Below are 15139 nucleotides of genomic sequence, written 5' to 3'. Positions count from 1 at the left end.
AACTTCGGACTGATTCAAGCCGGTTTTACGACACTACGTCCTAACCATACTAAAACAATTCCCAATACAATACTCAATACCAGATAAGCCGAAAAATACCCCCAATGTTTATTCTGCATCAGTAAAAACATGTCGTCGGCAAAGGACGAAAACGTAGTGAAACCACCACAGAAACCGGTGATCAGAAATACATTCATATTGGCAGAAATCAGGTGAGCTTTTTCAGCCATACCGAAGAATATTCCGATGACAAAACTACCGATAATATTCACTGCAAAAGTTCCCCATGGAAAAGGAGAAGAAAAAACATAATGAGCTAATTTACCTACCAAATAACGCAGGCAAGTACCGATAAATCCTCCTGCCCCGGCAATCAACATCGCTTTAAACATAGTTTCAAATTTTATAATTTAACAATTAAACTTTCTCCGGTAAATGCTTCAATACCAAAGGTCCGACAAGCAGGGTAATCACTCCTCCCAATACGAGCACAGCAATCGCTACGATTAAAACCAGTTTACCTCCCCCGAGTTGCAGTAACGGAGGGATAATAAAGGTAGCGATAATAGCCCCCAATTTACCTAATGCAGAGGCAATCCCCTCTCCACTCGCCCGCTCCTGTAAAGTATAAATCCGGCTCGGTAATTCGAAGGTGGAAAGATGCGGCCCGGCATTTAAAGCCAGTTCAAATAATAAGAATCCGCCTAAGGTCACTCCCAACGGTGCCTGATAGATATACCCTAAAAGGGTGACGAATAATCCGAGAGCACAAAGAAAGAAACCGAAGGTCTGGGCATGGAGCAGGTTCAGTTTTCGGACGATAGTCAATCCGATGATAAACCCCAACATAACGAAGACGTTGATATAAAACGTAAAACGCAAAGATTCGACCACCCTGGGGAAAGCTTTGCCGCTTTCGGGAATCAATCCTAAGGTCAGTAACAACACAGGAGTAAATATACCGATACCGTATACTCCCATGCCTTCACATCCCCACGGAATACCGCTGAGAACAATCCGTTTTATATTTCCCCGGGCAAAAATATCCCGGCGGGAAGATTGGGGCCGGGTTGTCTTATCTTTTTTACTGGCCAACTCACCGATGTACACATCCTGCCCCAGAAAATGTTTGACATTCTTTTCAGCTTCCTCTACTTTCCCATGAAGAGCCAGCCATTCAGGGCTCTCCACAAACCAGAGACGAGCCAGAAAAGTGACGACAGCAAAAAATGTCAGAAATAAAAACAAATGATTCCAAATCTCCGGATCGGAAGATTCTTTCAATACATACCAAGCCACCAGGATCATCCCGATATTTCCTAAACCAGAAGTAGCCTTGGAAATTCCCAACATGGTCCGCTTCCATTTTTTAGGCATAATCTCTGAAACATACGAAGGATCTAAAGCATACGCCCCGCCTATCGCAAAACCGATCAGCAGCAAACAGACCGTCAATACCACCAGAGAATGACTGAAATAAACACCCAGCGAAGCCCCGGCAATGACCAGCGGACAAAGCCGGAAAAAGAAAAGATACCCGTATTTATCACTGAACCGCCCGAAAAACAAAGACCCCAGCATTATACCGATCAATCCGCAAGCAAAGATAAACCCCTGCAACCAGGGAGATAATCCAGGATGATGGGTCATGGCGATCAAGGGAGCGATAACACCCACCAAAATAGCCAATGCCCCACCAAAAAACTGTCCGGCAGAGGCAATCATTAAAATAAGGATATGCCCTCTACGTAAAGGCATCGTATCCATGTTATATTCCGGTAATTTTTGACTCTCTACCATAAATCTGAAATTTCTCTATCCTTGTTGTAATATCTTTTTATCCAGATTCAGATGCGGCCACAGGAACAACCAGGTTGCCACACAAAACGGACCGGTCAATGTCGGAATCCCCAACGGAGAAAAGAAAGTATCCATACCGGCCTGAATAAATACGGTAGCGAAGATTCCCAGCAAAGTCCAGATGGCGGTCCGCCAATTGACCTGATAAAAAGTCATTCCCAACGCTATAGCAGTAAGCACCGGACTAAAGCTGAACAAACCGTTGGCGATATCCCCACCGTTACATTGATACAAAATGGCAACGGCCAATGCCAGGGCAGATCCGATAGCAGCCCAAATGGCAGCCCAATAGTTGCTGATCGCCAATCCGATCAAAAACAACAATCCGGTCACCCAGGATTTGATCAGAAAAACCTGCCCGATTCCAGTCAGCCAATAGATCACCAAGTCTTTAAAACCGGTATCGAATGCCGAAGAAAAATTACCGGGCAATTCGGGAGCACCTAATCCGGAATCGGGCAGTCCGTGCATAATCCGCGCAGCCATCAGTACGAACCAGGTGGTCAACACAAAAGGAAAAGTAAACGAACTCACTTTATAATGAGCCAATAAATGGTTCAATCCGACCATGACCCAGGTTGTCATAGAGGAAAAGATAACAATGGCCAACCACATTAAGGGTACATTCCCTAAAAATGTCGGTAAGGCACATCCGACCAAAACCCCGTTGAATCCCCAAAGTCCGGCAGTTCCTTTCTCTGCGGGATACCTCAGGAGATATCCGGTAATCGTGGACATAAATACACCGGCCAAAGCCCCCCAAGCCACTGCCGGATTACCCGTTACATAAGAGCCGTAGAAAATCCCGGCTAAAAAGAATAATCCGGTCCAGGCATTATCCTGGAACATCACCTGTCCTGTTCCTTTACACAGGATTTTCCAAAAACCAAAAGAAAATACTCTTGGCAAAGTTGCTGCTTGTGTTTCCATAATTTTTGTTTTTCATTTTTATCTCCAGGCAAACTCTTCAGGTAAAGGTTTACCCTTGACTTGCATTCGTACAGTTGAACAAAATTGCCGGACAACTTTCTTCACCGGAGAGGTTTCTTTCCCCAACACTTTGAATATCAACCCACAGTCATTCGGCAGATGACTTATTCCGACTGCAATATCTTCCTGACGGTCGATATAAGCTTTTGTCTGCTCATAAATCCGGGAAGTTTCCTGAGGAGGAGTCAATACAACGACATTGGCAAAAACATCATAATCATGCATCGTTCCGATAGCCCGTACAGGATTCAGGAAAGGCTCGGCAACCAATTTCTCACGGAACAGAAGCGTACCGTCGGGTCGGTGGGCCCGTGTACAAACCGATAGCAAGTCGTATTCGAACAATTCCCCTTCTCCGTAATATTTCCTTCCTCCCATATAGATCTCCGAATAGAATAAAGTCGCAGTCGGATCGATTTCGATATCCGTATCAGTAATATAACGACTGTGACGGCAAGGGATAGTCGCTTCGGGCATATATTCAAGATAGGCATTCTCTTCCAATACAAAGCACTGTTTCAGTCCTGAAAAATTATATACCATCTCGGCAATTTTCGTTGCTGCACCGGTAGATATATAGGCATAAGCATCCTTACGGACGGTAAAACGGTTTTCATAGCGGTCCCCATCCACATTCGGCCCTCCTGACGACAGAATATAAACACAGGGCATTTCAGGCATCCCCTCGTCAAAGTACAATTCTTGCTGTACAATGAGCGGAGCCCGCCTGTCCCAATGCCGCATAACCGACTTCTTGTCTTTATCCAACTCGAATACCAGATCCAGCGAACCGAATTTTCCCGGTGCACCTAAACGCATCGCCTTCGTCGGTTCGAGATAAGGCTTCAATTCTCTACATGTCGTATAATCGTTCATACTTTCATCTCTTCAACCTCTTTTTCCGAAACACAGTCGAACAAGGCCATATCCCGGATCAGAGTAACCAACTCTTTAATACCTTCACCGGTCATACAATTGGTGAACACAAAAGGCTTTCCCGGACGCATCAATTCAGAATCACGGCGCATTACTTCCAGATCGGCATGTACATAAGGAGCCAGATCGGTTTTATTAATGACCAGTATATCCGAATAGGAAATTCCGGGACCGTCTTTACGCGGGATTTTATCACCGGCAGCCACATCGATCACATAAATAAAAAAGTCCACCAGCGCAGGACTGAAAGTCAAAGTCAGGTTATCTCCTCCCGATTCGATCAATACGACGTCGCTATCGGGAAATTTAGTTTCCATTTCCTCGACAGCGGCAATATTCATCGAAGGGTCTTCCCGTACGGCCGTATGGGGACAAGCACCGGTCTCGACACCGATAATCCGTTCTTCTGCCAGATAACCTTTCAACATTTTACGGACATGTTTGGCATCTTCGGTGGTCACGATATCGTTGGTAATAATCAAAACCTGTAAACCCAATTTCAAAAAATAAGGAGTAATGGCTTCGATCAAAGCTGTTTTCCCGGAACCAACCGGTCCGCCGACGCCAATTCTGCATGTATTGCTCATAATAATTTCAATTTTTTAGATTTTAATTCATAAACATCCTCATCTTCCCTTTTTCATGCAGCGAAGCGATGACGTCCATTTCGGGGGCAAAAGCCTGCATATCTTCAAAGTTCAGTTCACGCACGATTTTATAATTTTCTGCCGCCTCCGTACAAAGCCGGTAAAGGATAGCCTGGGTCTCATAGTGGGAAACTTTGACACACCGTAAAGCCGCATTGAGAATCATATTGATCGCTCCATACTCGATAGCCACGAACAGATCTTTCTCTGTAGAACCATTTTGCTGAAAATAAATCGCTTGTGCTACAGGATAGGCTCCCGGTGTTCGTTCTGCCCGAATATCTTCCAACCAACGGCTCATCCAGGGACTATCGGTAATCTGAGTACAAATTTCGGCCATTTTTTTCCCCATACGGATCAACATCAGCCGGGCTTCCGCATTCATTTTACAAAGGATGATTTGCCGGTCAGCCTCCAGAATCGTCTTATAGTTTCCGCCGGCAGCAGCCCGAAAAGCGATCAGGGCCGCTATAGCATCACTGTAAATGGTCTGACGGAGAGCCGTACGGGTATATTGTTCAAGCGTTTGAGCATCGTATACGATCCCTTCGAATGCAGCCGTTTCCAGCCCATTAGAAAAAGAAAACGTCCCCACCGGAAAAGCAGAATCCGAAAATTCAAGTAAACGCATCAATCGGGTAATCTCATCAATCATCATGTTATATTTTCAGGGTTAAGATTTCGGTAGTTTGTATAGTAATCATGAATGTACCTCCCCGTATTCATGCCGGTGGGAATGTTCGTGATCGTGTGTATGATCGTACCCGTGTACGGCATCGTGATGATGGGTGATCTCCTGCGAACTTCCCCCGAACAGTTGCCTGATTTCATGTGGTGCCAGAAAAGGGATCACTTCCAACCCGGTCTGAAATTCATAGGTAATATCTTCAAAATGATGGGTATCCATTACACTGGTCATCACCTTCTTGTCTACAGTCAAAGGGATATATAATTTTGTACCCTTCACGATAGCCGGCCAATGTTGGTTACCAACGGCATGCCCAAGTTCGACACAACGACGAATAATCTCTTCAGGTGTTTTCGCTGCAATCTTTTTCAATTCGACGACCAATACCGGTTTCAATGCGATACGTATCACGATGGCCACTTTCCGCTCCGGGTCATATTCGAGTATATCCCCATTTTCGATCTGACTGTGACGCTTCAAAGCGACGGCATATTCCTGTCCGTCCGAACCTTTAGCAATGAAGCGACTTTTCTGAGCCGTCCATTGATCCAGCTCCAGGTATTCGATTTTTGTGTTTTCTAATTTCTCCGCCCATTGCGGGTCAGTTGTCATATTTCCTATGACTTCAGAAAATATTTTCATAAAAAGAATTTTATAGAGGAAGTGCAATCGAAAGGTTACAAAGGCACTTCCTCATCGGTGAATAAATTGTTCGATAAACCTTCGGATCAACTAAACCAATAGAGTTGTGCCAAAGAGAACTTCTGTGCCGGTTTAACATAAGCCTGCCGGCCATCGATAAACACTTCAAAAGTCTCGGGATTGACATCGATCTTAGGCATATTTCCGTTGAGTACCATATGTGGTTTACCGATCTGACGGCAACCGTGTACCGGATAAACGATCCGTTGCAACCCGTATTTCTCTTTAATACCGGCATCATGAGAAGCCCGGGATACAAAAGAAATACAGCTCTTCGGCATAGCCGAACCGAAGCTGCCGTACATCGGCCGGTAGTATACAGGCTGTGGTGTCGGCAAAGAAGCATTCGGGTCACCCATATTCGCCCAGTTGATCATTCCCCCTTTGATGACTAATTTAGGTTTAGTACCGAAAAATGCCGGTTCCCACAATACGAGGTCGGCCATTTTGCCTTTCTCGACAGACCCTAACACTTCCGAGAAACCATAAGTCAAAGCCGGGTTAATCGTCAATTTTGCCAAATAGCGTAATACCCTGAAGTTATCGTTATCAGCAGAATCCTCTGCCAACTTTCCCCTCACCTGTTTCATATAACTTGCCATCTGGAAAGCACGTAAAAAGTTTTCACCTACACGTCCCATAGCCTGAGAATCGGAAGAAATCATCGAGATAACCCCCAGATCGTGCAGTATATTTTCAGCAGCCTGAGTTTCGGGACGTACCCGGCTTTCTGCAAAAGCAACGTCGGACGGAATTTTCGGATTCAGGTTGTGACATACCATAATCATATCGAACAACTCAGCCTGGGAATTGATACCGAACGGCAGCGTAGGATTGGTAGAAGACGGAAGTACATTCGCCAGAGAAGCCACCTTCAACAAGTCGGGAGCGTGTCCGCCACCGGCACCTTCAGTATGATAAGTATGAATCGTACGTCCATCGATAGCAGCGATCGTATCTTCCACATATCCGCCTTCGTTCAACGTATCGGTGTGAATAGCCACCTGAACGTCGAATTCATCCGCTACAGCCATCGTAGCCCGAATAGCAGCAGGAGTACTTCCCCAGTCTTCATGAATTTTAAAACCACAAGCACCGGCTAACATTTGTTCAACCAACGGACGACGAACAGAACAGTTACCTTTGCCCAGAAAACCGTAGTTTACAGGCAGGCCATCGATGGATTGTAACATCCGTTTCATATTCCAGGTACCGGAAGTAATAGTCGTACCGTTGGTACCGTCGGTCGGTCCGACACCACCACCGACAAGCGTAGTGACTCCATTACTCAGGCAATGGTAGGCTTGCTGCGGTGCGATCATGTGTACGTGACCGTCGATAGCTGCAGCTGTCAGAATCAGATGTTCTCCCGAAATGGCATCGGTAGCAGCTCCTGTTACCAATTCAGGGGTAACTCCCCGCATGATATTCGGATTGCCGGCTTTACCGATTCCGGCAATTTTACCGTCTTTTACTCCGACATCCGCTTTGATCACCCCCAATATCGGGTCGATAATCGTTACATTAGTAATGACTAAATCCAACGTACCCCCTTCTGAAGTCGTAGTATTTGCCAAGCCCATACCATCCCGTAAGGTTTTACCACCTCCATAGACTACCTCATCGCCATATACACAAAGGTCTTTTGTAATTTCAACATACAGATCGGTATCTCCTAAACGGATTTTATCACCTACGGTAGGGCCGTAAAGGTCGTTATATTGTTGTCTTGATATTGTTGCCATAATTACTTCGTTTTTTGATTCTTTTTCTGGAGGTCAGCTTCTGCACCGGCTTCATCTATGATTTTAAAACCCAAATTTTTTGCATTCCCGATGGCCTGAATCCGTTTCGGATAATAAGTCGGAGCATCTTCATCTCCGGTAAATCCTTGTACCAACCCATTGAATCCCATAACATACTGTTTACCGGAATAAGCGACGACTTCAACCTCTTTTTCATCACCCGGTTCAAAACGTATAGCTGTTGTTGCCGGAATATTCAGGTGACAACCGAAAGCTTTTGCCCGGTCGAATTCGAGATACCGGTTCACTTCGAAGAAATGGAAATGCGAACCGACCTGAATCGGACGATCACCCGTATTGTGGACAACAATCTTTGCTGTATACCGACCTTCGTTGTATTCGATCGGCTCTGCACTCAAAATCTCTCCTCCGACTCCCACATGTTGTTTCGGAGTAAAACCCGGTACAATGGGTGCTTGTTTCGGAGTACCTGCCTTATTCATATCTGCCATAATCTTACTATTTAATCGGTTGATGAATACTTACCAGACGGCTACCATCGGTAAAAACCGCCTCTACCTGAATCAAAGAGATCATGTCGGCCACTCCCTCCATCACATCATTTTTGGTCAATACTTTTGTGGAATCGGTCATCACCTGTTCCAGGGTTTTTCCTTCGCGAGCTCCTTCCAAAGCTGCCGAACTGATGTAGGCTACAGCTTCCGGATAATTCAGCTTCAACCCTTTTTCCTTACGCCGTGCGGCAATTGCACCTAATGACAATAACATCAGCTTGTCAATTTCTTTCGGTGTTAAATGCATAGTTTTCCGTTTTTAAATGTTAAATAATATTTTTTAATACAGAAGGAGTATCTTTTTTCCTTCCGGCCTTAACACGAGAACTACGCTGGAATTTTAAAGTTGTTTCAAAAAGAGAAATGTTATTCCGGTATTTAGACTACCTTAACCTTAGAGAGCATATGTCGCAAATACATATAGCATTCATTTTCATGTATATACATTCACATCTATCCATTCATAATCCGATAAATATTAAATTACTTTAATTTCCGGGTGAATAAAACCAAACCTTTCCCGGGTGCGTATGAGTTTAAGTAATCTAAACAAAACACGATGAATTCAAAAAGATCAGGGGCTGTCCGGTTGCCCTTAAAGGAACCCGTAATCCTAAAATCCGAACACGATCCTTTCCTGTATGGCAACATTGCCAAGAGAGACGTGATAGAAACTATCAGCAGGAAAGCCATATCGTCTCTCAGTAAAGAAATTTCAGAAAATTATAAACCAGGATTACCAGGTATCACCTTTAAGCTACAGGCCCTCAATCTGCCAGCGCCCTTATTCCCTGGAAGAAGTTATCATTACGGGGTTCCGAACGCAATCCCCCTCTCATACAAAACCCGGGAAGTATCAGCGTCATCTTCCCGCCAGTGACCGATTACAGAACCGACACTCGTTTTTATACTAAAACCGGTCGGTTATTCACTCACGTTTCAATTTTTCTGAAATTTCAATGTATTTTCTTATGACAACTCTAAAACTAATTATACTCTTATGCTGTAGCTCAACGGTAGCGATAAGTTATGGCCAGACTTCAAAAGCAGATACGACTTTACGCCTGGAAGAAGTCGTCGTTACGGGCTCGGGAACCGAACGTCCGATCAGTCAGAGCCCCGGCAGTATCCATGTCGTCACCCCTTTGCTCCTGCGTAACAGTCCGGCCCAAAGTGTCGACGACATTCTTTCGATGCTCTCAGGAGTGAACACAACACGTAGTGACGGGATCAGCAATATGCACACCAACGTCAGTATCCGGGGATTGGCCGGAGATGAACAAGGCCGCACGCTCGTCCTCTTCGACGGCATTCCCATCAATACTTCGGACGAAGGCTCGGTAAACTGGAATAGTATTCATATAGACAATGTGCAGCGTATCGAAGTATTCAAAGGTCCGGGATCCTCCTTATACGGCAATAGCGCTATGGGCGGAGTCATCAATATCATCAGCAAAAGACCGGTTTCGCCCTTCTCGCTCAACGCCTCGGGTTCCTACGGGAGCCTGAATACCTGGAAAACCGATCTGGGCCTATCCAGCCGGATAAACGACAAGTTCGCCATTTTTTTATCCGGTTATTACAACAAAAGCGACGGCTTCAACAACATCCCGGATAGCCTCCGCACAGAACCCGACTATAGTGTCGCCCGCTTTATGAAAGAAGGGGGATTATATGCTAAGGTCCTCTACAATCCGACAGCCCTATTCAATGTCGATTTAGCCTATGACCTGTACAGAGACAAACGGGGCGAAGGAGAAAAAATCCAAGCTCCCGACGGCGAGTACCGCCATTTCAATCACAACCGGGTCCAAAGTCGTTTTTACGGGGAAAAAGGAAAATTTTCTTACCAGGCAGCACTTTATTTTCAACGCCAGGATTATTTCAAATTGGACGAACGGACAAAAGGCGGAGATTATCAGCGTTTCGATGTAAAATCTCACCGGGACGACTGGGGAGCGATCATGCACCTGCGACTCGAAGGACGTCACAATGCTTTTGCACTCGGCGGAGAATTTAAGAATGGAAGCATCGACGGAGGAGACCATTACGTCACTTCGACCGATGAAGTACTCAACAAAGGCTCCATCCGTATCCTCTCTGTATTCGCCCAGGATGAACTCAGTCTTTTCAACAAAAAAATCTGGTTACAGGTTGCTTTACGTTACGACAATGCTTATTTTCATAAAGGATGGTTCGAGGCTAACGGAGAAAATGTCTCCGATTTCAACACTTACAACGGAAAGCTAAAAAATAACCGTTGGGAACATCTCTCCCCCCGGGTAGCTCTGCGCTATAACCCCACCCGAGCCATATCTGCCTATATTTCTTATTCTCAAGGTTTCCGGGCATCTATTCTGGACGACCTTTGCCGTTCAGGATGGATGTGGGTAGGACCTAAGATCGCCAATCCGGAATTGGGACCGGAACAGATCGATAATTATGAGATCGGCGGTACGTTCCGGCTCACCAAAAACTTGTCTTTCTCCCCTTCTCTCTACTATGCTAAAGGAAAAGACTTTCTGTATTATGTAACTACAGGAGAAAAAATGTGGGGAAAAAGAGATATATTCCAACGGCAGAATGTTTCTAAAGTCGATGTAAAAGGCATTGAAGCCGACCTGAATTATATACCGTTCAATGGTTTGAAAATCAACCTCAACTATTCGTATAATAACCCGAAAGTCAAAGACTTTAAAGAAAAACCGGAACTGAATAATAAAATACTGACCTATGCTCCTAAAAACCAGATAAAGGGATATGTGCTGTGGACCGGCGGGATTGCAGATGTCATGTTCCGGGGACGATATAAATCCAAACAATATACCACCGAAGATAATTCGGCAGCCATCGATGGCTTTACGATTTGGGATGCACAGGTATCCAAATGGTTTTTCGACCACCGGCTTTATGTCGGTGGGGAAATCATCAATATGTTCGACAACAGACACATGAACACCAAAGATTATATGTCCGCCGGTCGTTTAATGAATATCAAAGTGGCTGTTAACATCAACCGATAAAAATCACGATATATGAAATGGTTGCACTATTTATTTATTGTCAGTCTTCTCCTGTTTTCGTGTAAGGGGCAGAACGTTAAAAACAAGCGTCCTACCCGGCTTTTAACCGATGCATTACAAAGGGAAGTGGCGCTGCCCGATACGATCCGTCAACTGGTCTGTATCCGGTCTTCCGCGATCCGGTTGGTTACTTATGCGGGAGGAGCCCCGTTGATTTGCGGAGTGGAAGAACAGGAAACACGTCCCAATGAATTTACTCATATTTTCGCCTATCCCGATCTGGCCAGGCTACCGATCATCGGTCCGGGTATGGGGGGAGATCCAGAACTCATTATGGCAGCCGGACCGGATGTGATATTTATGACTTCGACCACTGCCGGAGAGGCGGATGCTCTGCAGAAACAGACGGGAATTCCCGTATTTACCATTGAATACGGTGATCTGGGTAGAAACCGTCCGACATTTTACAATTCACTTCAACTGATCGGCCAGGTCCTGCATACCGAAGACAAGGTCGATTCGCTGATCGGTTTTATCGATGAGCAGATTGCAGATCTTCAAGCCCGAACCGCCGGTACAGATAAATCTGCCAAAGTCTATGTCGGCGGCATTTCCTATAAAGGACAAAAGGGTATCACTTCTACAGATCCTTATTATGCTGCCCTGGATTATCTGGAAGCCGACAATGTGGCTTCTGAACTCGATTCGACCTACGTATCCCCGATAACAGGGACCTATATCGACTGGGAACAACTGATCGACTGGAATCCCGATGTGATCTTTATCGATGTCGGCGGTTGGCCATTGGTACAGGAAGATTTTAAAACCCGTCAGGGACTCAACCGCCTGCTTAAAGCCTATGAAAACAAACAGATTTATACCCTTTGGCCCTATAACAACCATCATTCCAATTTCGACGTCATGCTAGTCAATGCCTGGTATGCCGGTAAAGTACTTTTCCCGGAACACTTCGGGGAAATAACGATGCGCGGCAAAACCGACGAAATTATGACGATGTTCGTCGGAGCTCCGATTGCAGATTCTTTGCTCCAACATTGGGGTCCCTACCAAAATATTTTCGACGGAAAAGAAAATCATGAGTAACGAAGTTTTAACACAATATAAAAGGTACCGGGCCAGAAACCGCCGCTTTATCTCTGCGATGGTTTTATTATTGGCCGTTACCGGTATCGTCTCCCTGATCATCGGTTCACACCGAATCGGTTGGCAGGAGCTATGGGCGATCGTACAAAACGAAGGCACGGAAATGAACCGGCAGATCTTGTTAAATATCCGGTTACCACGTATGCTGGCAGCCGTAATTACCGGGATTATCCTATCGCTATCAGGAGCGATCATGCAAATTTTGTTACGCAATCCCCTGGCCTCCCCCTATACGCTGGGGATATCCAATGCAGCAGCCTTCGGAGCCTCGTTCGGGATTGTATTTCTGGGAGCCGGAGCCGGCATTACCCGGTCTTCAGACCTCTTTATGATCACCAATCCATATGTCATTACCCTTTCAGCCTTCTTAGGCAGTCTGTTGGGATTGGCTATCATTCTGATCATCATCAGGGGCAAACAGGCCTCGGTCGAAACGATCATCCTTTCGGGAGTGATCATTAACTCCCTGTTCGGTGCCGGCATTGCGGTCATGCAATACGTAGCGAACAACGTACAGTTGGCTTCGATCGTTTTCTGGAACTTCGGCGATCTGGGACGTAGTGACTGGTCGAAATTACTCTTTTTAATCGTCGCACTGATTCCGGCCCTGATCTACTTCTATCTGAAACGCTGGGACTATAAGGTGCTTTGTTCAGGCGACGATTATGCACAGAGTATGGGTGTCTATCCGCAACATACCCGGATGACCGGGATGGTCGTCACCTCGCTGATCACTGCCGTAGCTGTGTCTTTTTTCGGAGTGATCGCCTTTGTCGGACTCGTCGTTCCCCACATCGTCAGGAAATACATCGGAGATAACGAAGAATTTTTAATTCCCGGTTCTGCAATCTTCGGAGGAATGTTTCTGTTACTGTGTGATACGGTCGCCCGCACGATCCTCTCCCCGATCATTCTACCGGTCGGTATACTGACCTCATTTTTAGGGGTCCCTTTGTTTTTATTCCTCCTGACCCGGAAAAAAAGATAACTCAGTAAAATCTAAAGATATGATACAAATTAAAGTCAAAGACCTATCGTTCAGTTACAGTGGCTTCCGGGCATTACAGGATATCTCCTTCGAGGCAGGAGCAGGTGATATGCTGGCGATCATCGGACAAAACGGCTCGGGGAAAAGTACTCTCCTGAAATGTATCAGCCGGATATTGAAAATCAATACAGGCCATATCGAAATCGGGAATATTTCCCTCTCAGCCCTTTCTGCGTCGAAACTCTCCAGGATAGTCGCCTATATTCCCCAATCAACAGACACGATCAGCGGGATCAATGTGTTCGATACGGTACTATTGGGACGTAAGCCGTATATTCACAGCAGACCGGCTCCGGAAGATATGGAATTGGTCAGCCGGCTACTCACCCGTCTCGAACTGGATGAAGTCGCTATGCGTAATCTGAACACCCTGAGTGGCGGACAACAACAAAGAGTATTCATTGCCAGAGCTTTAGCCCAACAGCCCTCCATCCTGCTATTGGACGAACCTATCGCCAACCTGGATATCAATCATCAGATGAAAGTGATGAAACTATTGCGGCAACTGACCCAAGAAGGTATCCTGGTTATTATTACCATCCACGATATCAATATGGCTGCCCGCTTTTGCAATAAGGCACTTATGCTGAAACAGGGCCGGATCTTCGCCTCCGGTATGCAATCCGTCTATACTCCGGAAAATATAGAAAACCTTTACGACATCCAGGTCGATATCCTCCGTCATAACGATTGTATCTGTATAATACCTCAATAAAATCAAAAACAATGAATTTTTTACATTTTACCACGAATCTTTTACCTATTGTGACTATGATTGTTCTAGAACCTATCGGTTTCGTACATAATACATGTACCACCAGCCAAGCACCTGAGTTTATAAAAAAAGAAATTTCAGAAATCGAGATTCTTCCCGAATATTCGGAAGGTTTACAGGATATAGAACAAGCTGAATACCTCGATCTTGTATTTTCTTTTCATCATGAAAAGCGTACCGAACTGGTCACCCGCATCCGTTCCGGTGAAATGAAAGGTGTATTTGCTTCCCGTTCCCCCAAACGCCCGAACCATCTGGGAATAACTACCGTAAAACTGATTCGGCGGGAAGGTGGCAAATTGTATGTCGAAGGAGCCGATGCTTTAGACGGTTCTCCGGTGATCGATATTAAATATTGCGATACCTCTGTCTTCGACCAAAAACATGTTCACCAAACCATTCAGGCAGATTCGCCCCGCATCGACATTGTCCGAAATATCATGCAGAATGAAACCGATGAGTTATTATTAAAAGCTGCACAATTCCATGGACATATCTGTCCCGGCTTAGCTTTAGGAATTTTGGGGGCAACTCAGGTAATGCAACAATTATACAATCAGCAGGAAGATCCCCAAGCGTATACTTTAACGGCAGAAATGCAAAATTGTCCGATCGACGGAGCGATGTTTATCACCGGTTGCACACCGGGTACACACCGTTACCAGCAAGGCGATCCGGAAAACATGTGTTTTTACTTAAAAAATAAAGCCGGAAAAGGCTGGAAAGTCAGTTTCGACCCCAACAACCGGGAATATATGAACCGCCATCTCCCCGCCGACTTGTCAACTTCCGCGAAAGGTTTCGCCACCCTTAAACTCGATCCTCACCAACTGTTCACCATCGAAACACTATAGTTCACGGGGGAGGGAAGCGATTGATCGCTAAAGACCCGCCCCTGGATGTCCGAAAAAAAAAGCGAGTCACTTTCGTAACTCGCTTTCACAATTCGGCGCCAACCTACTCTCCCACCATAAGGCAGTACCATC

Annotated in this window: 15 protein-coding genes; 5 read left to right on the top strand and 10 right to left on the bottom strand. The window is 45.5% G+C overall.

What is annotated here, in order from left to right; all coding sequences use genetic code 11:
* Positions 1–14: 14 nt before the first annotated feature.
* From crcB to AC5RDS_RS11085, 10 genes are all read right to left on the bottom strand, one after another.
* Positions 15–392: a fluoride efflux transporter CrcB gene (crcB, locus tag AC5RDS_RS11130; protein ID WP_013611506.1), complete on the bottom strand. Its 378-nt coding sequence runs from the start codon at positions 390–392 to the stop codon at positions 15–17.
* Positions 393–417: 25 nt separating this feature from the next.
* Entirely contained in the window at positions 418–1800 is a 1383-nt protein-coding gene (locus AC5RDS_RS11125; RefSeq protein WP_013611507.1) for an MFS transporter, read from the bottom strand.
* A gap of 15 nt (positions 1801–1815) precedes the next feature.
* Complete coding sequence (gene yut / locus AC5RDS_RS11120; RefSeq protein WP_118104659.1) at positions 1816–2790, bottom strand: urea transporter; 975 nt, start codon at positions 2788–2790, stop codon at positions 1816–1818.
* A gap of 18 nt (positions 2791–2808) precedes the next feature.
* A complete protein-coding gene (locus tag AC5RDS_RS11115; RefSeq protein ID WP_013611509.1) occupies positions 2809–3726 on the bottom strand; it encodes an urease accessory protein UreD in 918 nt (305 codons plus the stop codon).
* Positions 3723–4373 carry an urease accessory protein UreG gene (ureG, locus tag AC5RDS_RS11110; protein ID WP_494222343.1) on the bottom strand — a complete coding sequence of 217 codons (651 nt, stop codon included), beginning with the start codon at positions 4371–4373 and terminating at the stop codon, positions 3723–3725. The genes AC5RDS_RS11115 and ureG overlap by 4 nt, the downstream gene beginning before the upstream one ends.
* A 22-nt stretch (positions 4374–4395) precedes the next feature.
* Positions 4396–5091, bottom strand: a complete 696-nt coding sequence (locus AC5RDS_RS11105; protein WP_494222342.1) for an urease accessory protein UreF — start codon at positions 5089–5091, stop codon at positions 4396–4398.
* A gap of 42 nt (positions 5092–5133) precedes the next feature.
* Positions 5134–5763 carry an urease accessory protein UreE gene (locus tag AC5RDS_RS11100; protein ID WP_217774145.1) on the bottom strand — a complete coding sequence of 210 codons (630 nt, stop codon included), beginning with the start codon at positions 5761–5763 and terminating at the stop codon, positions 5134–5136.
* An 86-nt stretch (positions 5764–5849) separates the two neighbouring features.
* Positions 5850–7568 carry an urease subunit alpha gene (locus AC5RDS_RS11095; RefSeq protein WP_013611513.1) on the bottom strand — a complete coding sequence of 573 codons (1719 nt, stop codon included), beginning with the start codon at positions 7566–7568 and terminating at the stop codon, positions 5850–5852.
* 2 nt (positions 7569–7570) lie between these two features.
* Positions 7571–8080, bottom strand: a complete 510-nt coding sequence (locus tag AC5RDS_RS11090) for an urease subunit beta (protein ID WP_118104655.1) — start codon at positions 8078–8080, stop codon at positions 7571–7573.
* Positions 8081–8087: 7 nt separating this feature from the next.
* Positions 8088–8390 (bottom strand): urease subunit gamma, encoded by a 303-nt coding sequence (locus AC5RDS_RS11085; protein ID WP_013611515.1) that lies wholly within the window; start codon positions 8388–8390, stop codon positions 8088–8090.
* Between the two features lie 724 nt (positions 8391–9114).
* Here AC5RDS_RS11085 and AC5RDS_RS11080 point away from each other — a divergent pair.
* Genes AC5RDS_RS11080 through tsaA form a run of 5 tightly spaced genes read left to right on the top strand, consistent with a single transcriptional unit; the run spans position 9115 to position 15007 of the window.
* Complete coding sequence (locus AC5RDS_RS11080) at positions 9115–11166, top strand: TonB-dependent receptor plug domain-containing protein (RefSeq protein ID WP_229039834.1); 2052 nt, start codon at positions 9115–9117, stop codon at positions 11164–11166.
* A 12-nt stretch (positions 11167–11178) separates the two neighbouring features.
* The gene (locus AC5RDS_RS11075) at positions 11179–12270 is read left to right on the top strand and encodes an ABC transporter substrate-binding protein (RefSeq protein ID WP_118122173.1); all 1092 of its coding nucleotides are present in this window, start codon (positions 11179–11181) and stop codon (positions 12268–12270) included.
* On the top strand, positions 12263–13318 hold the full coding sequence (locus AC5RDS_RS11070) for a FecCD family ABC transporter permease (RefSeq protein WP_494222341.1): 1056 nt from the start codon (positions 12263–12265) through the stop codon (positions 13316–13318). Before AC5RDS_RS11075 ends, AC5RDS_RS11070 begins: the two co-directional genes overlap by 8 nt.
* A gap of 19 nt (positions 13319–13337) precedes the next feature.
* On the top strand, positions 13338–14093 hold the full coding sequence (locus tag AC5RDS_RS11065; RefSeq protein WP_494222340.1) for an ABC transporter ATP-binding protein: 756 nt from the start codon (positions 13338–13340) through the stop codon (positions 14091–14093).
* 56 nt (positions 14094–14149) lie between these two features.
* Entirely contained in the window at positions 14150–15007 is an 858-nt protein-coding gene (tsaA, locus tag AC5RDS_RS11060) for a tRNA (N6-threonylcarbamoyladenosine(37)-N6)-methyltransferase TrmO (RefSeq protein WP_118104689.1), read from the top strand.
* Positions 15008–15139 lie beyond the last annotated feature (132 nt).

It is taken from the genome of Odoribacter sp. (assembly GCF_985060555.1).
This window is presented reverse-complemented; position numbering and strand designations above follow the sequence as displayed.